Origin of the sequence: Blautia hansenii DSM 20583 (assembly GCF_002222595.2) — a bacterium.
Classification (GTDB): domain Bacteria; phylum Bacillota; class Clostridia; order Lachnospirales; family Lachnospiraceae; genus Blautia; species Blautia hansenii.
This window is the reverse complement of the sequence record NZ_CP022413.2, coordinates 1,848,716-1,870,861: the sequence shown is the minus strand read 5'-3', so window position 1 is coordinate 1,870,861 and position 22,146 is coordinate 1,848,716. Positions and strand designations below refer to the sequence as shown.

Here is a 22,146-nt window from a genome sequence, read left to right as displayed (position 1 = left end):
GTGAAAGAAAAATTCGCAAAAGTATTTACGGATACAGTAATTGTATTGCTAGGAACAATGACCGCTACATTCGCTGTAGATAAAGGCATTGCTATATATAAAAAAATCAAAGAGAAAAGAAAGGAATTAAAAAATGTTGACAATGAAGAATACGAAACAGGAACTTTTTGATGCATATTCAGAAGCATTGAAAAAAGTAGAGGAAGTTCAGAAAATGAAAGAAACGCCAGCGGATATGGCTGAAAATAAAAGAAAAGTAGCGGTTGAAGAAAATGCTGCTCAGGCTGTAGAGAGCAATATTTTCAGTGATGAAATTACTCGACAGTACGAAGACTTAATGGAAACCATTGAAAATAAACAGAAAGAATTGCAAGAATTATATGATATTGAAGTAGAAGCATCTTCTCTGGCAGCTATTATTAATGCAGCTAAAGAAAAAGACTATCAATTAGAGGAAGAATTTAAAGCTAAAAGAGAAAAACTCATGGCTGAACACAAAGAGCTGATTAAAGTATATGAAGCTGAGTTAGATGACTTGATTTCTCAAAAAGACTCCGTGCGAGAAGAAGTAAGAGCTGCGAGAGCAGAAGAAATTGCAAAAGTAAAACAGGAACGTCAACGTGAAGAAGAAGAGTATGGATACAATCTGACACGTCAGCGTAAGATTGAAAATGATAAATGGGAAGATGAAAAAGCAGAACGTGAAAAAGTTTTAAATGCAAAGGAAGAGGCTGCTGACAATATGTTTGTAGAAGCAGAAAGCAAATTAGACGAACTGGAAAGATTGCGTGAAAAAGTTGCAGAAATTCCAGAATTGATTGCAAATGCTGAGAAAGAAGCAAAAGAACTTGGTCAGAAAGAAGCTGCAAAAGAGTATGGTTATAAGAAAACCATGTATGAAAAAGAAAAAGAATATGAAATTGCAAAATTGGAAGACAAAGTTTCTATGCTTGAAGAAAAATTAGAACAGGAAGAAAGTAAAACAACTACATTACAGTCTAAGTTAGATGATGCTTATACTAAAATGAACACACTAGCATCTGAAACAGTTAAAGCAAATGGTGCAGTTCGTATTGTATCATCTGGTACAACTCCAGCTTCTAAATAATCATGTCTTACAGAGAAATTCTAAAACAGTCTGAATATTCATTTCTTAGAGAAAACCCACATTTAGGAAATAACATCTGCTTGATTGGTATGGGAGGTTCTATTGCTTATGGAACTAACCTGCCAACAAGCGATGTGGATATTAACAGGGGTAAACATGCACATTGATAGGATAAAAAATTTCATTTCTATGTATCCACAAATATATTCAGATGAAAATACAGATAAAATAAATGAAATCAAAACAAACCGAAAATATATATGGATTTGCAACAAAGGACATAAATTTGAGGCATTGCCATCGAACATTATAAAAGATGATGGATTTCATTGTACAGTATGTAGCAATCATACGGTTTTACAGGGGTATAACGACATGGCTACAACACATCCAGAATGTATGAAATATCTTTTGAATTTAGAAGATGGATATAAATATACTTTTGGTTCTAATAAAAAAATCTATTGGAAATGTCCTGATTGTGGATATGTAATGTATAAAGCTCCAAACAAGTTTCTTACCAATAAGAATAAATGCAATAACTGTAATGATTTTATTAGCTACGGTGAAAAATATGTGTCAAAATTTTTAGATTTAATGAATACTAATTACACTAAACATGTATCTTTTAAATGGTCTGGGAAAAAATCATACGATTTTTATTTAAAAGATTATATGTGTATTATTGAAGTTCACGGGAAACAACATTACATAGAGAGCGGTTTTACAGATTTAGGTGGAAGAACATTAAAACAAGAAAAAGCAAATGATGATTTCAAAAAAGATATTGCAAGTAAAAATGGAATACAACACTATATAGAAATAAACGCTCGTAATTCAGATGCAGACTATATTAAAAACAGTATTTTACAAAGTAATATCGAAACAGTTTTAAACCAAAAAATAACATTATCAGATGAACAGTGGGAGCTATGTCATGTGGCTACCTGTAATAATATGTTAAAAACAGTGTGTGATATTTATGAAAATAAAACTAAATCAATAAAAGAAATATCCAGAGAAGTGGGATATTGCAGAAATACTATTGTATCTTGGTTAAAAAAGGGAGCTAAAATTGGATGGTGTTCTTATGATTCTAAAGAAGCGGTTTTAAAGGCAAACAAGGAAACTTCAAAACGTACAGTAAAAACCATGTCAAAGCCGATTTTTCAGATGACGAAAGATTTAAAAATAATTGGTGAATATCCTAGCATTAACGAAGCACAACGAAAGTTGCATATTTCACATATATGGGATGTCATAGTTGGAAGAAGGCAATCAGCAGGAGGATATATATGGGGATATCAAGAGCTTGACATGAATTGACTTTAACTTAATTAAACATAGATGAAAAGAGGTGAGTGAAAACTGAGTATATTACCCAAATTATTTATGATGATTGGTATTCCCGGTAGTGGAAAATCACAAGAAGCAGAGATAATTGCAAAAGAACATAACGCAGTAATTCATGCTTCTGATAGATTGCGAGAAGAGTTGTTCCGAGATGTAAACCACATGGGAGATAATGGCTTTCTTTTTAATGAACTTCATAAAAGAATTCAGAGAGATTTAAAAGCTGGTAAAAACGTTATATATGATGCAACAAATATCAATTCGAAAAAAAGAATATCATTTCTGAAATCTTTAAAAGATATTCCCTGTGAAAAAATTGCAATTCTCATAATGACTCCATACCAGCAATGTTTGAAAAATAATGCAGAGAGGGAAAGAAGTATTCCTGAAAGTGTTATAGAGAAAATGTATACGAACTTCCAAGTTCCTTATTATTATGAAGGATTTGATATTATTCAGGTAGTTTTATGGCAAGGGGCAGATTACAAAGAGCCAGAAGAAATTGTTACAAGTTATAATAATTTTAATCAAGAAAATGAGCACCATACTTTAACTCTTGGTCGGCACTTATATCATGCTTTTCATTACATAGGGCAACGATTTGTTAGACATGAAAGAGGATATACTTTCGAACTGTTGTGGGCTTCATATCTTCACGACATAGGGAAGCCATTTTGCAAGGAGTGCAAAGAAGGAGACAAAAATGCTCACTATTATAACCACATGAACGTAGGTGCATACGACTCATTTTTTTATACCTCAAAAGTATTAGACGACTCATTATTAATAGCTTGGTTAATTAACTGGCACATGGAACCCTTCTTTTGGAAGAAAGATGAAAAATTAAAAGAAAACAGATTAAAACTATGGGGAAAAGATTTATTTGAAATGATAGAAAAATTACATAAAGCGGATTTATACGCTCATTAAAAAGGAGAATAAGAATGTTAAAAGAGAAACAGTTTATTGAAGATGTATGTAAGGTATTGGTACATGAAGATTCCGAAACAGTATTTGCTTTATTAAATAAAGCAGGTATTGAAATTGATGTAGAGAAAGATAATGTTTTTGATGTAATCCGTAAAATCAGAGGTTTAAAAGCTTAATTGTATTGTGGATATATTGTACAGCTACAGAACCTGCGTAAGCACTCAAATGCAGACAGATTGCAATGTGTAAATATTTTTGGAAACAATGTAATTGTAGATATGTCTTATTACGAAGGACAAATAGTAGTCTTCTTTCCTGTAGATGGAAGATTGAGTGATGAATACGCATTAGCAAATAATTTAGTTAGAAAAAAAGATGAGACAGGTAAAAATATTGGAGGATATTTAGAGCCTGAGAAAAATAACATCAGAGCATTGAAGCTTAGAGGAGAAAAGTCCGAAGGTTTAGTAATGCCGGTAGAAACATTATTATCATACACAAGTATGGAAACATTAAAGGTCGGAGATAAAATTACGACATTAAATGGTCATTTGATTTGTGAGAAATATATCCCTAAAAGAAAAACCTTAAAAGGTGGAAACAGTTCAACAAAATCAAAAAACATTTCTAAGAAGGAAAAATATCCTATCTTTATAGAACATGTTGATACTGAACAGTTGATGTGCAATAAACAAGCATTTAAACCCGGAGATAAATGCACAATTACATTAAAGATGCATGGAACAAGCAGTAGAGAAATGTATAGTATCAAACATGAACGATTCAAAAAAAATTTCATAGAAAAATTACTAAAAAAAGAACCTAGAACTAAAAAAGAATGGACGTATGTTTCAGGTACAAGGAGATGTATATTAGAAGATTTCGATGGAGGATTTTATGGTTCAAATGAATTTAGAAAACCGTGGCATGATTTCTTTGAAGGAAAATTAGAAAAAGGTGAAACAGTCTACGGAGAGATTGTAGGTTACGTTAATAATCAAACTCCTATTATGGGTAGTTGTTCTACTTCAAAATTACAGGATAAGGAAGCCAAAAAACTTTATGGAAAAGAAATGGTATTTTCCTATGGTTGTAATCCCGGAGAAAATCAATACTATGTTTATCGTATGACGCTGACCAATGAGGACGGATACACTATTGAATATCCTGATTGGCTCATGAGATTAAGATGTGAGCAAATGGGAGTGGATTGTGTGCCACTTTTTGAAACATTTGAATATTCAACGTGGGAAGATTTAATGGAACGTGTTGAAAAATACTATGATGGAGTAGACCCTGTAGGAAAAACACACATTCGAGAAGGAGTTGTTGTACGAATTGAAAATAGACCTAAATTCACAGCATTTAAACATAAAAACTTCACTTTTAAATTAGTCAGCGGTATCATCTCAGAAAATGCTGACATTGCAAATATGACAGACGATATGGTTGAGGAGCTTTAATGATTAGCAGCGAAACAAAATGTCAATGTCATAAATGTAAAGAAATCTTTTCATATTCACAATTACCTGAAGACGTAAAAATGCGTCATCAAAGTCCATGCTGTAAAGCATCTTATTCAGTTCTTAATCGGTCACTCGACCAATTTTTCATGAAATTTTTAGATATAAACAACGATAAAAAATATTACAAGTATTAAAAGAAAGGACATTAAATGGAAGAAAATACATTAAAACAAGCAGACGCAAGATTTGAAGTAATCGGCATTATCAGTGAAATGAACCTGAAAGTAGATACCGATACAGAAGGAAAAGAATATATTGGTGGAACAATCAAAATCAAGACAGATGAAACAAATACAGTTGTTACTGATGTAAGAGTAAATAAGGTAACAAAGGATGGAAAAGAAAATAAAACCTATGATGGTTGGCTTACACGCATGGCTGAATATGAGTCTATTGCGGATGAAGGTGTAGATGGAGCAACAATCGTTCACATTAAAAAAGGTCAGTTAAGACCGAGTAAATATATCAACAAAGAAACAGGTAGAGAAGTTCAGGGAGTTCGCTATTCTGCAAATTTCATGAATAAAGTTGATAGAACTTATACTGAGAATGGTGAATTAGATGTGCCTTTTAAAGCAGAATTTCATGTTACTGGATATATTCAGTCTATCATTGACGAATTCGATAAAGAGGAGGAAACAGGAAGATTAATTCTTAATCTACAAGTACCTACTTTTAATTCTATTGAACCATTAAAACTTATTGTTCCAGAAAATCTTGCAGATACAGTAAAAGATATATGGGAAATGGGCGCAACAGTAGACGTTGATGGAAAAATTGTCAATCGAGCTATTGTTACAGAAAAAGTAATTAAAAGAGCTATTGGAGACGATGTTCATGAAACAAGCACCGAATATGTGAATGAACTCTTAATGACAGGTGGTTCTGCTCCTTATGAAGAAGAATTTGCATACAAAGAAGAAGCTATTCGCAAAGCAATGGCAGACAAGCAGATTGCTCTTGACGAAGCAAAAGCAAAAGTGGAAGAAGATAGAAAAAAAGGAAAGAACAATGGTGCTGTACCTAAAAATACTACAGCAACAAGCAGAAAATTACCAACAGCAGGATTTTAATTTAGGAGGATAAACAATGGCATATTCATTAGATGATTTATTAAACCCACAGGTATCAAAAGTAACACGTTCAACTGATAACTTAATTATTACTACATACGGCGCAAGAGGACAAGGAAAAACTCCAGTGGCTACAAAAATGGAAAAACCTTTTTACTTTGCATTTGGCAAGTCTGGTTTGAGTGGAATTAACAATGTAGATTTCCAGCCAGTAAATTCATGGTCTGATTTTAAGAGTCTTGTTAAACTTTTTTCAAATAAGAAAAACTATGAGCAACTTCATGAAAAATATCACACATTAGTATTGGACGAAATGGAAATCTTATACAAATACTGTGAACAGTATGTTGCTTCTACAGAAGGTGTAAGAAAGATTAAAGAAGGAAATGGTGGATATGGTCTTTGGGGTGACTTGAAAGATGAATGGGAAAATGAAATTATGAAAATTATTGGCAGTGGTTTCTGTGTAATGTTTATTCTTCATGCTTGTGCAGATGATACAGGAAAGATTATGCCAGTTGGAGATTTAAAACGTATGCTTCCTATTATTTTAAATCACTCTGATATCATTGGATATGTAAGAGGAAATGGTTCTGATCCAGAAACAGGAAAGCCTATCCACTCTTCTTTAATGCTTTCCGACACTGATGAATATTTTGCAAGAACACGTAACGAATATTTTGTTCCTTATATTGAAGATTATACTGCTGAGAATCTTGTCAATGCTTATTATGATGCCTTAGATAGACAGGAAAAAGCAGAGGGAACAAGCACTGTGACAAAAGAAGAGGGAGATAAAATGTACGAAAAGCAAAGAATTACCTTTGATGAATTAATGGGAAAAGTTGCCGAGTGTATTGAGAAAATGTGTAATGCAAAACGAGATGAAGAAGTTGTTGATATTGTAGAAAAAACTCTTGGAAAAGGTGGGAAGGTATCTCAGTGTACAGCTAAACAGTATGAAGCTGTTGAAGTTATTTTAAATGATTTAGAAGAAGCGTTGGCTTAATGGCAAAACGTAAATGCGCTATATGTGGCGAGTGGATTGAGGATAATAATGACAGTGTACCGTATAAAAAACGGTACGCTCACCTCAGTTGCTTTAATGTAGCAATGAAAGTTGTAACAACTGAGAAAAAGCCCAAAAGTACGAAAGTAGTACAGAAAAATACAAAGAAAGCTCCTCAAAAGGAAGTTAAAACAGGTTTAACTGAAGAGGAATATCAGGAAAAGAAACAACTATGTGACTTTATAAGAGAAAAGACAAAAGCAGATATAACCATTAAGATATATAAATTGATTGATGATTATATAAAAAAATACAAAGTAACTTATAAAGACATTTATGAAACATTGTACTGGTATTATTCGATTGAGAGCAATGAAGTAAAAGGCGATATGATTGGTATTTTCCCTTATGTTTACAACGAAGCAAAAAATGCTATGGATAATATAAGGGGAGCACAAAAGAATTGCCAAGAGAAAATGAGTGAAATGATATCTATGTATCCAGAAAAGGTTTTAAAACTCCCTGACATAGAGAATAGAATTATTGACCAAATTGACATTAGTAAGATTGGAGAGTGATAGAGTTGGAAATTCTTGCAATAATAATTGTATGTTCAATAGCAATCGGTATAGCAGTCTTAGTCATGAATAAAACAAACTATGACAGGGAAATAGATGATTTAGAACAAATAGAATATCTATCTGAATATCGTAAAAGGAAGAAAAAATGACAGGGTTATTTGATAGAAGGTCAGTATTCCAAGTAATCGGAGGATTGCTACAAAATCCTTCTTTACTCGATGAATATGTGCTGACACAGGAAGATTTTAATGGAGACAGTTTTCACCAAATTGTTTTCTCTTCTATATATAACCTACATAATCAGGGAGTGAGTATAATTGATTGTTTTGCTTTGGACTCATTTATCTCATCATACGAGAAACAATATCGTATCTTTACATCAAATAATGGTATTGATTACGTAAATGATGCTATTTCTATGTGCGAACCTGAAAATTTTATTTATAACTATAACAGAGTTAAAAAATTTAGCCTGCTTCGTTATTATGTATCTCAAAATATGGATATAACTGCAATTTATAACCCTAATTTGATAGACCCAGTAGAACAAGAAAGAGAGCAGAAAAAGTTTGATAGTTTAAGTATAGAAGATATTATTGAAACGGTAGAAATAAAATATGTTACCACTGCAAAGGAAAGATTTAGTTCCGCACAAGAAAAACACGGACAACTTGCCGGAACAGGATTAATTGACCTAATCATGTCGTTTAAGGAAAATCCTGAACTCGGATTTCCAATGCAGAGTAAGTTCATGAACGCTTTACTTAGAGGCGCAAGACGCTCAACATTTTATTTAAGATCTGGTGGAACTGGTTCAGGTAAATCAAGACTCTCGTTTGCAGATACGTGTATGACCGCTGTTCCTTGGATATTCAATCTTGATGACAATAAATGGGAATACACTGGATTTAGCAGTCCCAGTTTAATTATTACAACTGAATTATCTGTTCAGGAAGTTCAAACGATTATTGTAGCATTTGTTAGTGGAGTAAATGAAGACCACATTACTGAGAATGAATATAAAGAGGGTGAATTCGAAAGAGTGCTACAAGCTGCTGAATATATTGCTTCCAGTCCACTATATATAGAACCTATTCCAGATTTTGATATTGATGATATAAAAAATACGATTAAAAAATATTATCGAGAAAAAGGTGTTCTTAATGTAAATTTTGATTATCTGCATACATCTCTTAAACTTATAAGTCAAATCTCAAACATTTCTAAAGGAATGAAAATAAGAGAAGACCAAGTATTATTTATGTTTTCGGACGCTCTTAAAACCATTGCTAATGATTATAAAATTCATATCGACTCAGCAACTCAGCTTTCAGGAGATTATAAAAATGCTCAGGAAAAAGACCAGACAATCCTAAGAGGTTCAAAAGCAATAGCAGACAGAATTGACGTAGGTTATATATTACTTCCACCTTCTAAAACAGAATTGGAAGCAGTAAAGCCAATTCTACAAAATGGTATATATGCAAAACCAAATATGATATATCACTTGTATAAATGTAGGAGAGGGAAAATAACCAGAGTTAAAGTATGGCTGCATGTTAATTTAGGTAATTGTCGGGCTAAGGATTTGTTTGTTACCACATTCGATAACGAACTTATTCCAGTGGATGCACTTACAATAGAAAGTGCTAATAAAATTCTGAAACAACATTCTGTTGATGAAAAAGATTTGGAAGCTACAGAAGAAGAAATGATAGAAGCAGCAAAAAGTTTTCTTAATTTCTGAGGTGTTATATGTATTTAGATGCACAGGAAATATCACAAAAATTAACTCAAGAAGATATTATTAAAATTTGTAGCGACCTAGGAAATGGAATGTACGAAAAAGATAATGAAGGACATCTCATATTTTGTACTGAGTTGTGCCATGAAGACGGAAACTCGATGAAATTATACTTGTATGAAAATATAGACTCAAAAATGAGATGGATATTTCATTGTTATACATGTACAGACACTTATGATGTTTATGAATTAGTAATAAGAGCTAGAAGAAAACAAGGAATTACAATTTCATTTCCTCAAGCAGTAAAATATGTTGCAAATATAAGTAATAATGTCTTTTACAAAAAAGACCATGTTATACAGGAAGAAAAAATTGATGATTGGAATTGGATAAACCGATTAAAATCGTCTCAAAACAAAAAATCTATTCCTCAACTCAGCGAAATCAATGAGCATATCTTAGAAGTCTTTTGCCCTTATCCACATGAAGTATGGTTAGAAGAAGGCATTGGTAAAGACTCTATGAAGAAATATCAAATATCCTATTGGGGAGAACAAAATAAAATTATTATTCCTCACAGAGATATAGATGGAAGATTGATTGGAATAAGAGGGAGAGCCTTAAATCAATCAGATTTAGAAGCAAAAAGAAAATATATGCCAATAACAATACAGGGCAAAGTTTTGAAACATACGCTTGGGAATAACCTATATGGATTATGTCAGAACGAAGAAGCCATTAAAAGAATGGGAAAAATAATCATTTTCGAAAGTGAGAAATCTGTATTATTGTGCGACACATATTATCAGCAAAATAATTTCAGTGTTGCAGTATGTGGTTCAAACATTACAGATACTCAATGTAGAATGATACGTTCTTTAGGTGTCAGTGAAGTAATGATTGCTTTTGATAAAGAGTACGAAAATGCTAAGAGCAAGCTTGCAGAAGCGTATTATAACAAGCTCCTGAAACTGGCATATAAATTAACTCCATATTGTACAGTATATTTGCTTATGGATACTGAAGATTTGTTGAAACAAAAAGACTCTCCTGCTGATAGAGGAAAAGAAATATTAGAAAAGTTAATGAAAAGTAAAATTGAAGTACGAAAGGAAGAGTGAGAATTATGACATCAGAATTAGATAATATAACTGACTTCTTTTGGAACCCCCCGTTTAAGTTTCAAGCATTTGATATCAAATCAATTAATTTAGATGCAATTGAAAGAGTAGAATTCTATCCTCCGGCAACAAAACTTATTTTGAAAGATGGTAGTGAATTTGTTTCTGTTACTCAAGAAGGAGATGTATTCGATAAAGAACGTGGAGTGCAGGAATGTATCATGCAATATCTTTTTGGAGATAAAAGTTATCATACATACATTCGTTCACTTATTAAAGCAGATGAGAAATTACAAAATGATAAAGAGAAAAAATTAGCAGAAGAAAAGGCAGCTAAAGAAGCTCAGATTAAGAAAGAAAAAGAAAATCGTGATAAGCGTATTGCTAGAGAACGAGCACGTAAAGAATATGAGATTGAAATTCAAAAAGAAGCTTATATCAGAGCAATGAAAGAAATGAATAAAGGAAACGAAGGTTGTTAGAAACAATCTTAGAAAAAATTCGACCAGTAGAAGATACTGATAGAGGTAAGTTGCTTACGGTATCTTATTCAAAACTAAGCCTTTTTGAGAATTGTGCTTACCGTTATAAAATGAAATATATTGATGGTAATTATGCAAACTCTAAAACATTAGCATTAGAGTTAGGCACAATTCTTCATAAAGGTTTAGAAATTAAAGGAAGAAATAAAATTGAAGGTCAAGATGTAGATTATGATTACATTAAAACATCCGTAGTCGAAGGATGTGAAGAAAAGACTGATAAAAGTACAGCATTTCTTCCGGGAACAAATGACATTAAAAAAAGATATATGGAAGACTGGATGACAAAGGATGAGAATACAGGATTTAATTACAACGACAAAATGGAAGTATATTTAAATTCTGTTATTCAATCCAGAATGGAAAATCCGGAATGGAACGTATTCGCCGTGGAAGACCATTTTGAATTTGTTTATGATAATCGCTGCATAGTACATGGTTTTATAGACAGATTAGATCAAAACGAAGACGGAGAAATCAAAGTTATTGATTATAAATCTTCAAAACGAGTATTTAGAGATGCTGATATCAAAACACCTTTGCAGATGGTAATTTATGATATTGCATGTGTTTTTAAATATGGAAGGCTTCCAATGTATCATGAATATGATTTTATCCTCTTAGATAAAAAGCAGACAACAGAAGATGGTGTTTGTTCAAAAGGATATTTAAAAAGAGGTTTGAAAAAAATTGACAAATTACTTTCTCTAATTGATGAATTTGAGAAAAGTAATATTTATAAGCCAAGTCCAACACCATTATGTTATTGGTGCGATTTTGCAAGCAAGTCACATACGCCAAATGCTGATAGCAGATATGGTGGGTTGTGTGTATATCATTCTCTCTGGAAGCCAGACAATAAAGTATTTAAAGTAAATAAGGAATGGATACCGGGAGAGGATGCAAAACCAAGACGTATATTTTAGAAAGAGGTAGATAATATGTTACATTTGCATGTACATAGTGATTATTCAAATATTCGTCTGATTGACTCTATTAATAAGGTATCTAAATTGATACAAAAAGCAGTAAATCTGAATAACTCTGGTATAGCAATAACAGACCATGAAAGTGTTTCTGGTCATGTTCAAGCTTTGCAGATTGTAGAAAAAGGAAAATCTGAAGGTTCTATACCAGAAGATTTTAAGCTGATATTGGGAAATGAAATATATTTAGTAAATTCTTTAGAAGAAGTAAGAGACAATTATAAATCAGGTATTACTAAATTTTGGCATTTCATACTATTGGCAAAAGATGAAATTGGACATAAACAATTAAGAATTTTAAGTTCTTTAGCTTGGGATAATAGTTTCAAGACAGGAAAAATGGAAAGAACTCCAACTTTAAAATCAGATTTAGAAAAAATTGTAAAAGAAAACCCCGGACATTTAATTGCAAGCACTGCATGTCTTGGTGGCGAATGTTCACATTGGATATTAAATAAAGATGTAGAAAAATTTAATGAATTTGTGCAATACTGTTATGATTTATTTGGAGAAGATTTTTATTTTGAACTTCAACCAAACAATTCTGAAGAACAAGTCTTAGTAAATAAAACTCTGATAAGCATTTCTGAACAATTGGATATCCCATTTATCGTTACCTGTGATGCACACTATGTAAATAAAGAAGATAGGGTATTTCATGAAGCATATTTAAATTCTCATGAAGAAGAAAGAGAAGTTGGTGATTTTTATGCAACCACTTACATGATGAATGTGACAGAGATACATGAGTATTTAGATTGGCAAATTGGAGAAGAGAATGTTAATAAAGCAATTAGAAATACAGAAGTTATAGCAGACAAAGTAAGTAATTATACACTTGCTCATTCAACCATTGTTCCAGAAGCAAATATACCGGAATATCAAGAAGAACACTATTTCAAAGATTTCTATGATACACATGAATATATTAGAAAATTTGCTTACAGCGACAATAAGTATGATAGATATTTACTTCATTTAATTTCTCAGGGTTTTAAAACAAAAGGATACTATGTTGGAATTAAAGACGAAGAACTTAAAATCTTGATTGATAGGATAGAAATAGAGCTTTCCGAGATGTGGAAAGTTACAGAGAAGATTAAAAACAGCATTTCTTCTTATTACATATCAACATTGGAATTGATTGAGATTATGTGGAATGAAGGAGACTCTTTAGTTGGAGTAGCCAGAGGTTCAGTAACAGGTATGTATACCATGTATTTAATTGGATTGATACAAATGAACCCTATACAATGGGGATTACCTCATTGGAGACATATATCTCATGAACGCCCAGAATTAGCGGATATAGATTTAGATTCACAAAGGAATAGAAGAAAACAAATTGTAAATGCAATTAAAAAACGTAAAGGCGAACGTAGAGTTCTCAATAGCTGTACGTTTAAAACAGAAGGAAGTAAATCCGCAGTTATTACAGCGGCTAGAGGATTAGGAGTTGATAATGACATTGCTCAACACATTGCAAATCTTATTCCTATTACAAGAGGTTTTACATGGTCTATACATGATTGCTTATATGGGAATGAGGAAGAGGAAAGAAAACCTGTTATCGAATTTGCAAATGAGATTAAAAAAATTCCTAATTTATTAGAAACTGCATTAAATATAGAAGGTCTTATAAGCGGACGAAGCATACATGCGTCAGCAGTGTATCTGTTCAATGATGATTTTATAGAACATAATGCTAGGATGAAAGCACCAAACGGTACTTATATAACGCAATTCAACATGCACGACTCAGATTGGTGTGGAGGTTTGAAACAAGATATGTTGACAATCTCATCTCTTGATATCGTTAGACATTGTATGGAGCTACTTATTGAAGCAGGGCACATGCAATGGCAAGGAACGTTAAGAGATACATATAACAAATACTTACATCCTGATGTTTTAGATTACGAAACAAAAGAAATGTGGGATTGGATAGCCGAGAATAAAGTAATGGATTTATTTCAGTGGATGTAATATCAGGCTGAATTAAAAGTCTTTTAATTGCGGGAAACTCTTTAGAGTCTGATGTACCAAATGTGTTCTGCAAAGAACACATGGCAAAGAGTAATGTCGGAGATAGGGTAAAAAGCATCAGAATTAGACAATCCGCAGCCAAGCTTAAATAACCAAAACTAGAATACACACGAGGAGGTGTGAATATGTGAAAGCAATATATGAATATGATACAAGAGTAATAGTAAAATTTAGCGATGATAATAAAGCAAGTTATTCTGTAAAAAGATATGGTGAACTTCTAAAAGCTGTTGTAGAACAAAGTTATAATCAAGATGAAAAAATATGGAACCCATATAAAATAGACGGAAATGAAACGCATATATACTACTGGGAACAGAAAAATTCCAAGATAATTGATATTTTAATTGACACAGAAGATTTAGGAAAAGTTAAAAAATATTATTGGCAACTTAATGTGAATGGTTATCCAATGTCTCGTACTCACGGAGAGAAAATCTATTTATATAATCTTGTCATGAATAAAACGGATACAAATACAGTTGTTGACCACATAAATAGAAATCCTCTAATCAATATAAAGTCAAATCTTAGAATTGTTACACCTCAAATCAATGCGAGAAATAAAACTACAGCAGAAAAAAATAAAGAAATCCCTTTTAATGGTGTTCACTACAATAAAAAAAGAAGTGGAAAAACATACAGAATGAGAATAATTGACCTCGATGGTAATGTTATAGATGAAGATTTCGATACTCTTGAAGAGGCAAAGCAAAAAAGAATATTTTATGAACAAAAATTTGGTTATTTGAGAAGGTTCAACGACTAGTAAGACCTCATTAGTGAGGCGTAAGATACAAGTGTTTGGTGTCTGAAATGGAGATTGGAAAAGATATAGTCTGAACTTGCGTGAGAGCGCAAGCAGTCATGAAAGATGACGGTTTGTAGTGTAGCGACTACAAATGAACAAAATGTTGATACACAGGTTGGGTTACAGGCAGCTAAACGTATTCAACCTCACAGTTTAGTAGAATTGGCTACAGCAAATAGCATTATGCGACTCATGGTAACAGATGGGGAACAGCCTATTGATACTTATATCAGATATAAAAACGATATATCTGAATGGTATAAGTGCATGAGAGAAGAGTACCATCTTACAGAAGTAGAAATTAAGATTATCGAACCGTATTTACTACCTGTATATGGTGTTGGTGATACTCAGGAAATTGTAATGGAATTATCTATGGATGAGCATATTGCGAATTTTAGCGTAGCTGAGTCTAATAAGCTACGTAAGAGTATAGCCAAAAAAGATAAAGAATTACAGCAAAAAATGAAACATACATTTTTTGAAGCAGGTAGAGGAATAGGAACTTCAGACAATCTGCTGAACTACATCTGGAATGAAGTAGTAGGAAAGCAGCTTGGGTAAAATGAGTGCTCAAGTAAAACTCTGTGAACGCAAGCAAAAGCGGTGTACTACAAAAGTAGTGCTAACGGTGAAGGTTACGTAGAAACAGTAAATAATACCGTGCCAAGTTAAATCGGGTGTAACGACTATCGGAAAGGCGAAAGCATGAGTACGGGTACAGGTGAGATTAGCACATCTGGGAGCGCAGAGATAGGGTGAATGTGGTCTGAAGTTAGAAAGGAGATTAAGCATGACGCATTGTTTATCGTTCACAATATCAAATTTTAAAATTAATTATAAATTTCTAGGATTATGTAATAACATGTCTGAGAAAAATACAAAGTATTGTAATATATGTCTTGAAACTGAATGTGAATACAATAAGGCTAATTTTTTAGAATTGGAATCAGATGTTAAGTATAACAAAAATTAATATTTAATACTTATAATTTCAGATGATTTTGAATAAACACATTCACTCAAGAGATAGTCTACAAATGATTCATTTTCGAAAAATCATACTTTTCCTTACTCCTGTATAGGAGTTCAGGAATTAAATCTAGCATATCATTATCCCATCATCTACTGGAATACAGCATGTCTTATTGTTGATGCAGGAGCAGATGAGGAAGTTGAAGAAAACAAATCTACAGATTATGGAAAAATTGCAACTGCAATATCTAATATGCAGAAAAGGAATATTCCTATTGCGCTTCCATATATCAATCAAGCCAATTTCGGTTTTTATCCAGATGAAGAGAACAATCGTATCATTTATGCCTTAAAAGCAATTAACGGTATAGGCGATGACGTTGTAAGAATTTTATTGGAAAACAGACCTTATAGAGATATGCAGGATTTTTATGAAAGAATGATCAAAACAAAGTTAGTTAAAAACTCTCAAATGATGCAACTTATCAAAGCAGGAGTTTTTGATGAAATAAGTAACACAGACAGAATAGAACTTATGAAAGAATATATTTCAGAATTTTTAGTAAGCAAATGTAATGCGCTGGGCATGCAGCAATTTAACAAATTACTTGTTTTAAATGAAAAATATAACTTCATACCAGAAAAACTTCAATTAGCAATCAGACATGTAAATTTTAAGAAATATGTTTTGGATGATTATTTCTTTTACAAGAACGTCATTATTGATGGAAAGAAAGTTCCTAAAGCTGGTTATCATGATAGATTGTTCAAATTGGATGAAACCTCTATGAGGTTTTTTATTCAATATTATAGCGAAGATAGTGTCGAGGCAGTAATTGATGAATTCTATGTGATATCTGAGAAGAGATTCATAAAAGAGAACAAAACCCATATAGCACCACTTAAAGAATGGTTGACTTTAGAGACTACATTAGAACAATACAATTATTACTTAGTTCAAGAAGCATTGGAAGAAAATGCGAGTGGAACTCTATCTAAATGGGAAATGGACTCACTTTCAATTTATGCAACAACTGAGCATGAGTTGAAAAATATGAAAGATAACATGTATGGAATTGAAGATTTTTATGAAATGCCGGAAGAGCCTGAAATATATGACACATATACAAAACGTATAAAAATTAAAGAAGGTGACACTTGGAGAACTGAAGTAAAAAAATTCCCTAAATACAGGATAAAAAGAATTTCCGGTACAGTATTAGATAAAAACAAAGACAAACATCTTGTAACACTGCTTACTAAAACAGGAGTTGTTATGGTGAAATTTAGCAAAGGACAGTTTGTTCATTATGACCAGCAAATAAGCAGCATAGATGAGAATGGGAATAAAAAGGTACTGGAAAAATCATGGTTCAAAAGAGGTAATAAAATAGCCGTATGCGGATATAGGCAAAATGATATATTTAGAGCTTATAAATATGCTGATAGTGCTTATAAGCACTCCTGTATGTTAATTAAAAAAGTAAATGATGATGGTTCTATTCTAGCTTCAGTTGAAAGGTTAAATATAAATGAATGATAGAATATCAGCATTGATAAAAGTAAAAAAAATACGATATTACAACAATAGTAACAATTTTGGCATCATTTGTGCTGACATAGTTGAAACAACAGATGAAATACAAAAAGATAAATACGGGCAAATGATAGTGAAAGGAATTATGCCTGAATTAAAATCTAATGTAAAGTACACACTCAATGCTAAGTTGGTAGAAGACTCTAAATGGGGATATCAATATGAAGTAATTAGTATGTACACTAATCTTTGCGTAGACGTATCAGACTTAAAAGGACAAAGAGAATTTCTCCATGTTTTATTCACTGACAAGCAAATTGATGCAATGTATGCAGCTTTAGAAAATCCTTATATGGCACTTTATAATAAAGAGGCTTCTGACTTAGTAAAGGTTAAAGGTGTTGGGCTAAAAACTGCAAATAAATGGCTGGAACGTTTCCATGAAAATATTGATAAAAGTAGAGTTTTTGTAGAATTAAAAGAGTACAACCTTACAGCAAATATGGTAGAAAAGCTATATGAGCACTATAAATCTGCGGATGTGATTATTAAGAATGTAAAACAAAATCCATATACCTTAATTGACATTCATGGAATTGGTTGGAAAAAATGTGACGAGTTAGCTCTAAAAGGTGGGATGGGAATATACTCTAAAGAAAGAGTAACAGCATTTGTAAAAAGATATTTATATGAGATGGCTGAGAAAGGTTGTACTTATGTATATGCAAATGAACAGCTTATGGATGCTATTGTTACTATGCTTGGAGAAGATATTCCTGACGAACCTATTTTAGAAGCCATGAAAGATTTAGATAAATTTCTATGGTGGAATGAAGATAGGAGTAAGGTAGCATTTAAAAAGAATATTGAGCTAGAAGAGAAAATTGCTCAAAAGCTTATTCAATTAAAAAAGGCAGAGAATACATTTAACTTTGATGGTTGGGAAGAAATCATTTCAGAAGTTGAAAAAGAACAAGGCTGGGAATATACAGACCAACAATATGAATGTATAAGAACTGCTTTAATAGAAAACGTCTTCATCGTTACAGGTGGCGGTGGAACAGGAAAAACTTCTTTTGTGAGAGGTGTATTAAGAGTTCTATGGAGAAAGAGATTTGCTCAATGTGCTTTAGCTGGAAGGGCGGCTGCACGATTAGCTGAAGTCACAGGAGAAGAAGGATTTACAATTCACAGATTACTGGGATTTCCACTTGGCGATAAAGAGCATGGAGGGTTTGCTTTTTACGAAGGTAATTATCTTCCATACGACATTATAATTTGTGATGAAATTTCAATGGTTGACTCTAAGTTATTCTATAGATTGATAGATGCAATTAAGCCCGGTTCTAAGTTAATCATGCTAGGTGATACAGGTCAGTTGGAATGTATTGGTAGCGGAAATATTGCTCATGATTTAATTGAAAGTCAATATATTCCTTCTATAAACTTGACTAAAATTCATAGGCAGGCAGAAGCCTCCGCAATTATTACAGATAGTTTAAAAATAAGAAAAAACATACAGGTAATTGATAAAGACTTTGTAGGACATTTAACGAAAGGTGATTTACAAGACTTAGAATACAACTGTTACAGCGATGCAAATAACACATATTTTAATTTATGTAGAGATTTTGCAGAATGGATAAATAAAGTGGACTCTATATTAGATTTACAGGTAATTGTTCCAATTAGAGAGCGTCAGTCTGGGATACATCAATTAAATGCAGCATTTCAGGAATTATATAATCCTAGAGATGATGAAGAAGAAATCATTGTAAGATATTCTCCGAGCTATTCTGCAAATTTAAGAGTGGGAGATAAAGTAATGTATACTGCTAATACATATAAAGCCTTATTGTACGACAATCAGTGGGAATATGACCAGAAAGAGTATGAAGAGATAAGTAATATAACTGGAGTTTTTAATGGCAGTATTGGGATAATTGAGGCAATAAATTTTGAGCGAAATGAGATAGTAGTGAATTTCCAATACATAGGTAAAATTTTGATATTATCGAAGCAGCTTTCTAGTGTGGAGTTAAGTTATGCAATTACAGTACACAAGTCACAGGGCAGTCAATATCCTTATGTTTTAGTTGGGTTAGATTTTGGTTCATATTCTATGCTCACAAAAGAGCTAATATATACTGCAATTACAAGAGCTAGTAAGCATTGTAAATTAGAATGTCAAACCAATGCTTTGAGATATGCAGTGGGACAAAATGCCATAAGCAGTAAACAAACATATTTAGTTGAAGCAATAGAAAAAGTAGAAAAACCAGTATTTTAAAAAGGAGATAAGAAATGACAGTAGAACAATGGTTAGGAAAAGATAATACACTAGGTATTGATATATGGAATAAAAAATATCGTTATAACAATGAAAGCTTCGATGAATGGCTTGATAGAGTTAGTGGTGGAGATAGTGATTTAAGACAGTTGATTCTTGAGAAGAAGTTTTTGTTTGGTGGAAGGATTTTATCTAATAGAGGGTTAGACAAATTAGGTGAAAAAGTCACACTTTCAAATTGCTATGTGGTTGAACCACCTGAAGATAATATTGAATCAATCTTTGACTGTGCAAAAAAATTAGCACGTACCTATAGTTATGGTGGAGGCTGCGGTGTGGATATTTCAAAACTTGCACCGAAAGGAGCAAGAGTAACAAATACTGCAAAAGAAACCAGTGGTTCAGTTAGTTTTATGGATTTATATAGTTTGGTTACTGGTTTAATCGGTCAGAATGGGAGAAGGGGAGCATTGATGATTTCAATTGCTTGCGACCATCCTGATTTAGAAGAATTTATTGAAATTAAGTCTGATTTAGATAAAGTGACAAAAGCAAATATCTCAATACGAATTACCGATAAGTTTATGTTGGCAGTAAAAATGAGAAAACCTTTTGTATTAAGTTTTACCAGAGAAGAAACTGGTGAAACAATTAGGAAAGAAATTGACGCATATTCAGTATTTCATAAACTATGTGAGATGAACTGGGATTATGCAGAACCTGGAATGCTTTTCTGGGATAGAATTGAAAATTGGAATTTACTTAGTGCAGATAAAGAATTTTCTTATGCGGGCACGAATCCATGCGCTGAAGAACCCTTACCAGCCGGAGGTTCGTGTTTGCTTGGAAGTATTAATTTATCCGAATTCGTAACAGAAAATAAAACTTTTAATTTTACAGATTTCAAAAAGACAGTTGATATTGCTGTCCGAGCATTAAATATTGTTTTAGATGAAGGATTACCATTGCATCCATTGAAAGAACAAAGAGAGTCAGTTAGAGATTGGAGACAGATAGGTTTAGGGATTTTTGGACTAGCAGACTTATTAATTAAAATAGGAATTAAATACGGCTCACCTGAGTCAATTGATTTATGCGATATGATTGGTCATGCAATGGCATATCAAGCTATTATGACTTCAAATTCAATCGCAATTGAAGTTGGTTCTTACCCAAAGTATAAACCAGATGCAGTAAAACAGTCCCCATTTTTCACCGAACACATTGACGAATTATATCGTGAAAATATTTCTGAAATAGGACTTTGTAATTCCCAACTTTTAACCATTGCTCCTACAGGAAGCTTGTCAAGTATGTTAGGTGTATCAGGAGGAATTGAGCCTGTTTATGCAAATTACTATACAAGAAAAACAGAGTCTCTGCATGGGCATGATGAATATTACAAAGTATATACGCCTATTGTTAAAAAATATATTGATGAATATGGATTAAAAGATGATTCTGAATTACCAGATTTCTTTGTAACAGCGCAAACGCTTAATTATAAAGAAAGAATAGATATGCAGTCTATCTGGCAGAGACATATTGATGCATCTATTAGTTCTACAGTAAATGTACCAAATAATTTTACTGTTAAAGATACTGAAGACTTATACCTTTATGCGTGGGAAAAGGGATTGAAAGGTGTCACTATTTTTAGAGATGGATGTAAACGTACAGGTATTTTAACGACAGATAATAAGAAAAAAGAAACAAAAGAAAATAACTCAGACAGCAATGTGCCTATTACATTGCAACGTGGAATGATTATTAAAGCAGATGATAATTGCATTGGAAAGAAACGCACATTACAAACAGGATGTGGAACATTGCATTGTGAAGCGTTTTTTGATCCAGATACAGGCGATTTACTTGAAACATATTTAAGCAAAGGCTCGAAAGGTGGATGCCTAAATAGCCTTACAGGTCTTTCCAGATTGATTTCACTTTCTGCAAGAGCAGGAGTAGATATTTACTCCATTGTAGACCAGTTAAAGTCTTCAGGTACTTGTCCTTCTTATGCAGTAAGAACAGCTACAAAGCATGACACTAGCATTGGAAGCAGTTGTCCTGTTGCAGTTGGAAATGCGCTCCTTAATATGTATAAAGAGTTACAAGGAGAGTTATTTGAAGATGTAGATGAAAAACCGATTAAAAACAAAGAGACTATTAAGCGTGGAAAAAGATTGGGAATTAAACCTGTTGACAAGAGTCAGATAGTTCCTTGCCCTGAATGTGGCTCTCCATTAGTGTTTGAAGGGGGATGCAATTCCTGTAAAAATTGTGGATTTAGCAAATGCGATTAAAAAAGAAGGATAAAATCTTTTATCTCAGGAAACTTCCTAAACAGGATATTAACGAAGTTCTACGTTTAACAGTGAGAACTGTTGAAGAGGATTACTTTGTTGGTATTGAAGAGAAAGAACAACACGCTTTCCTGTTTCATTATTCAGATATAGGAAAGATAGTCTTTATCACTTATGGAGAAGCGTTGGAACGTAAATAGAGAAG

General features: G+C 32.5%; 21 protein-coding genes. All 21 read left to right on the top strand.

Annotated features, from left to right (window positions below; genetic code table 11):
* A complete protein-coding gene (locus tag CGC63_RS15290) occupies positions 1-171 on the top strand; it encodes a hypothetical protein (protein ID WP_003020692.1) in 171 nt (56 codons plus the stop codon).
* Positions 143-1,108 carry a coiled-coil domain-containing protein gene (locus tag CGC63_RS09325; protein WP_003020695.1) on the top strand — a complete coding sequence of 322 codons (966 nt, stop codon included), beginning with the start codon at positions 143-145 and terminating at the stop codon, positions 1,106-1,108. Before CGC63_RS15290 ends, CGC63_RS09325 begins: the two co-directional genes overlap by 29 nt.
* A 2-nt stretch (positions 1,109-1,110) precedes the next feature.
* Positions 1,111-1,275, top strand: coding sequence for a nucleotidyltransferase family protein (locus tag CGC63_RS16070; RefSeq protein ID WP_412693777.1), 165 nt, complete (start codon positions 1,111-1,113; stop codon positions 1,273-1,275).
* Positions 1,217-2,434, top strand: coding sequence for a zinc-ribbon domain-containing protein (locus tag CGC63_RS09320; protein WP_003020698.1), 1,218 nt, complete (start codon positions 1,217-1,219; stop codon positions 2,432-2,434). The genes CGC63_RS16070 and CGC63_RS09320 overlap by 59 nt, the downstream gene beginning before the upstream one ends.
* Positions 2,435-2,500: 66 nt before the next feature.
* Positions 2,501-3,391, top strand: a complete 891-nt coding sequence (locus tag CGC63_RS09315) for an ATP-binding protein (protein ID WP_003020702.1) — start codon at positions 2,501-2,503, stop codon at positions 3,389-3,391.
* A gap of 14 nt (positions 3,392-3,405) precedes the next feature.
* Positions 3,406-3,567, top strand: coding sequence for a hypothetical protein (locus CGC63_RS15285; RefSeq protein WP_003020705.1), 162 nt, complete (start codon positions 3,406-3,408; stop codon positions 3,565-3,567).
* A 102-nt stretch (positions 3,568-3,669) separates the two neighbouring features.
* Positions 3,670-4,854, top strand: coding sequence for an RNA ligase family protein (locus CGC63_RS09310; protein ID WP_242648452.1), 1,185 nt, complete (start codon positions 3,670-3,672; stop codon positions 4,852-4,854).
* A 212-nt stretch (positions 4,855-5,066) separates the two neighbouring features.
* Positions 5,067-5,990, top strand: a complete 924-nt coding sequence (locus CGC63_RS09305; protein ID WP_003020710.1) for a hypothetical protein — start codon at positions 5,067-5,069, stop codon at positions 5,988-5,990.
* Positions 5,991-6,006: 16 nt separating this feature from the next.
* The gene (locus tag CGC63_RS09300; protein WP_003020713.1) at positions 6,007-6,999 is read left to right on the top strand and encodes an AAA family ATPase; all 993 of its coding nucleotides are present in this window, start codon (positions 6,007-6,009) and stop codon (positions 6,997-6,999) included.
* Positions 6,999-7,577, top strand: coding sequence for a hypothetical protein (locus tag CGC63_RS09295; RefSeq protein WP_003020715.1), 579 nt, complete (start codon positions 6,999-7,001; stop codon positions 7,575-7,577). Before CGC63_RS09300 ends, CGC63_RS09295 begins: the two co-directional genes overlap by 1 nt.
* Before the next feature lie 148 nt (positions 7,578-7,725).
* The gene (locus CGC63_RS09290; protein WP_003020722.1) at positions 7,726-9,327 is read left to right on the top strand and encodes a DnaB-like helicase C-terminal domain-containing protein; all 1,602 of its coding nucleotides are present in this window, start codon (positions 7,726-7,728) and stop codon (positions 9,325-9,327) included.
* An 8-nt stretch (positions 9,328-9,335) separates the two neighbouring features.
* Positions 9,336-10,448 (top strand): hypothetical protein, encoded by a 1,113-nt coding sequence (locus CGC63_RS09285; protein WP_003020725.1) that lies wholly within the window; start codon positions 9,336-9,338, stop codon positions 10,446-10,448.
* Between the two features lie 5 nt (positions 10,449-10,453).
* The gene (locus CGC63_RS09280) at positions 10,454-10,930 is read left to right on the top strand and encodes a hypothetical protein (protein WP_003020730.1); all 477 of its coding nucleotides are present in this window, start codon (positions 10,454-10,456) and stop codon (positions 10,928-10,930) included.
* Positions 10,924-11,916 carry a RecB family exonuclease gene (locus CGC63_RS09275; protein WP_003020733.1) on the top strand — a complete coding sequence of 331 codons (993 nt, stop codon included), beginning with the start codon at positions 10,924-10,926 and terminating at the stop codon, positions 11,914-11,916. Before CGC63_RS09280 ends, CGC63_RS09275 begins: the two co-directional genes overlap by 7 nt.
* 15 nt (positions 11,917-11,931) lie before the next feature.
* A complete protein-coding gene (locus CGC63_RS09270) occupies positions 11,932-13,962 on the top strand; it encodes a PHP domain-containing protein (protein ID WP_003020735.1) in 2,031 nt (676 codons plus the stop codon).
* 187 nt (positions 13,963-14,149) lie between these two features.
* Complete coding sequence (locus CGC63_RS09265) at positions 14,150-14,791, top strand: HNH endonuclease family protein (RefSeq protein WP_003020738.1); 642 nt, start codon at positions 14,150-14,152, stop codon at positions 14,789-14,791.
* Between the two features lie 105 nt (positions 14,792-14,896).
* On the top strand, positions 14,897-15,397 hold the full coding sequence (locus CGC63_RS09260) for a DNA polymerase III subunit alpha (RefSeq protein WP_003020741.1): 501 nt from the start codon (positions 14,897-14,899) through the stop codon (positions 15,395-15,397).
* Between the two features lie 664 nt (positions 15,398-16,061).
* Positions 16,062-17,348, top strand: a complete 1,287-nt coding sequence (locus CGC63_RS09250; protein WP_003020744.1) for a helix-hairpin-helix domain-containing protein — start codon at positions 16,062-16,064, stop codon at positions 17,346-17,348.
* Positions 17,341-19,635, top strand: coding sequence for an AAA family ATPase (locus tag CGC63_RS09245; RefSeq protein ID WP_003020748.1), 2,295 nt, complete (start codon positions 17,341-17,343; stop codon positions 19,633-19,635). The genes CGC63_RS09250 and CGC63_RS09245 overlap by 8 nt, the downstream gene beginning before the upstream one ends.
* Positions 19,636-19,649: 14 nt before the next feature.
* Positions 19,650-21,941 carry an adenosylcobalamin-dependent ribonucleoside-diphosphate reductase gene (locus tag CGC63_RS09240; protein WP_003020751.1) on the top strand — a complete coding sequence of 764 codons (2,292 nt, stop codon included), beginning with the start codon at positions 19,650-19,652 and terminating at the stop codon, positions 21,939-21,941.
* Positions 21,932-22,141, top strand: a complete 210-nt coding sequence (locus CGC63_RS09235) for a hypothetical protein (RefSeq protein ID WP_003020753.1) — start codon at positions 21,932-21,934, stop codon at positions 22,139-22,141. Before CGC63_RS09240 ends, CGC63_RS09235 begins: the two co-directional genes overlap by 10 nt.
* The last annotated feature ends 5 nt before the right edge of the window (positions 22,142-22,146 follow it).

What these genes read in the sequence shown, in the direction of transcription:
- CGC63_RS09325 (WP_003020695.1), top strand. Translation starts at nt 143, where the DNA reads ATGAAGAATACGAAACAGGAACTTTTTGATGCATATTCAGAAGCATTG.
- CGC63_RS16070 (WP_412693777.1), top strand. Translation starts at nt 1,111, where the DNA reads ATGTCTTACAGAGAAATTCTAAAACAGTCTGAATATTCATTTCTTAGA.
- CGC63_RS09320 (WP_003020698.1), top strand. Translation starts at nt 1,217, where the DNA reads ATGGAACTAACCTGCCAACAAGCGATGTGGATATTAACAGGGGTAAAC.
- CGC63_RS09315 (WP_003020702.1), top strand. Translation starts at nt 2,501, where the DNA reads ATGATGATTGGTATTCCCGGTAGTGGAAAATCACAAGAAGCAGAGATA.
- CGC63_RS15285 (WP_003020705.1), top strand. Translation starts at nt 3,406, where the DNA reads ATGTTAAAAGAGAAACAGTTTATTGAAGATGTATGTAAGGTATTGGTA.
- CGC63_RS09310 (WP_242648452.1), top strand. Translation starts at nt 3,670, where the DNA reads ATGTCTTATTACGAAGGACAAATAGTAGTCTTCTTTCCTGTAGATGGA.
- CGC63_RS09305 (WP_003020710.1), top strand. Translation starts at nt 5,067, where the DNA reads ATGGAAGAAAATACATTAAAACAAGCAGACGCAAGATTTGAAGTAATC.
- CGC63_RS09300 (WP_003020713.1), top strand. Translation starts at nt 6,007, where the DNA reads ATGGCATATTCATTAGATGATTTATTAAACCCACAGGTATCAAAAGTA.
- CGC63_RS09295 (WP_003020715.1), top strand. Translation starts at nt 6,999, where the DNA reads ATGGCAAAACGTAAATGCGCTATATGTGGCGAGTGGATTGAGGATAAT.
- CGC63_RS09290 (WP_003020722.1), top strand. Translation starts at nt 7,726, where the DNA reads ATGACAGGGTTATTTGATAGAAGGTCAGTATTCCAAGTAATCGGAGGA.
- CGC63_RS09285 (WP_003020725.1), top strand. Translation starts at nt 9,336, where the DNA reads ATGTATTTAGATGCACAGGAAATATCACAAAAATTAACTCAAGAAGAT.
- CGC63_RS09280 (WP_003020730.1), top strand. Translation starts at nt 10,454, where the DNA reads ATGACATCAGAATTAGATAATATAACTGACTTCTTTTGGAACCCCCCG.
- CGC63_RS09270 (WP_003020735.1), top strand. Translation starts at nt 11,932, where the DNA reads ATGTTACATTTGCATGTACATAGTGATTATTCAAATATTCGTCTGATT.
- CGC63_RS09260 (WP_003020741.1), top strand. Translation starts at nt 14,897, where the DNA reads ATGACGGTTTGTAGTGTAGCGACTACAAATGAACAAAATGTTGATACA.
- CGC63_RS09250 (WP_003020744.1), top strand. Translation starts at nt 16,062, where the DNA reads ATGCAGAAAAGGAATATTCCTATTGCGCTTCCATATATCAATCAAGCC.
- CGC63_RS09245 (WP_003020748.1), top strand. Translation starts at nt 17,341, where the DNA reads ATGAATGATAGAATATCAGCATTGATAAAAGTAAAAAAAATACGATAT.
- CGC63_RS09240 (WP_003020751.1), top strand. Translation starts at nt 19,650, where the DNA reads ATGACAGTAGAACAATGGTTAGGAAAAGATAATACACTAGGTATTGAT.
- CGC63_RS09235 (WP_003020753.1), top strand. Translation starts at nt 21,932, where the DNA reads ATGCGATTAAAAAAGAAGGATAAAATCTTTTATCTCAGGAAACTTCCT.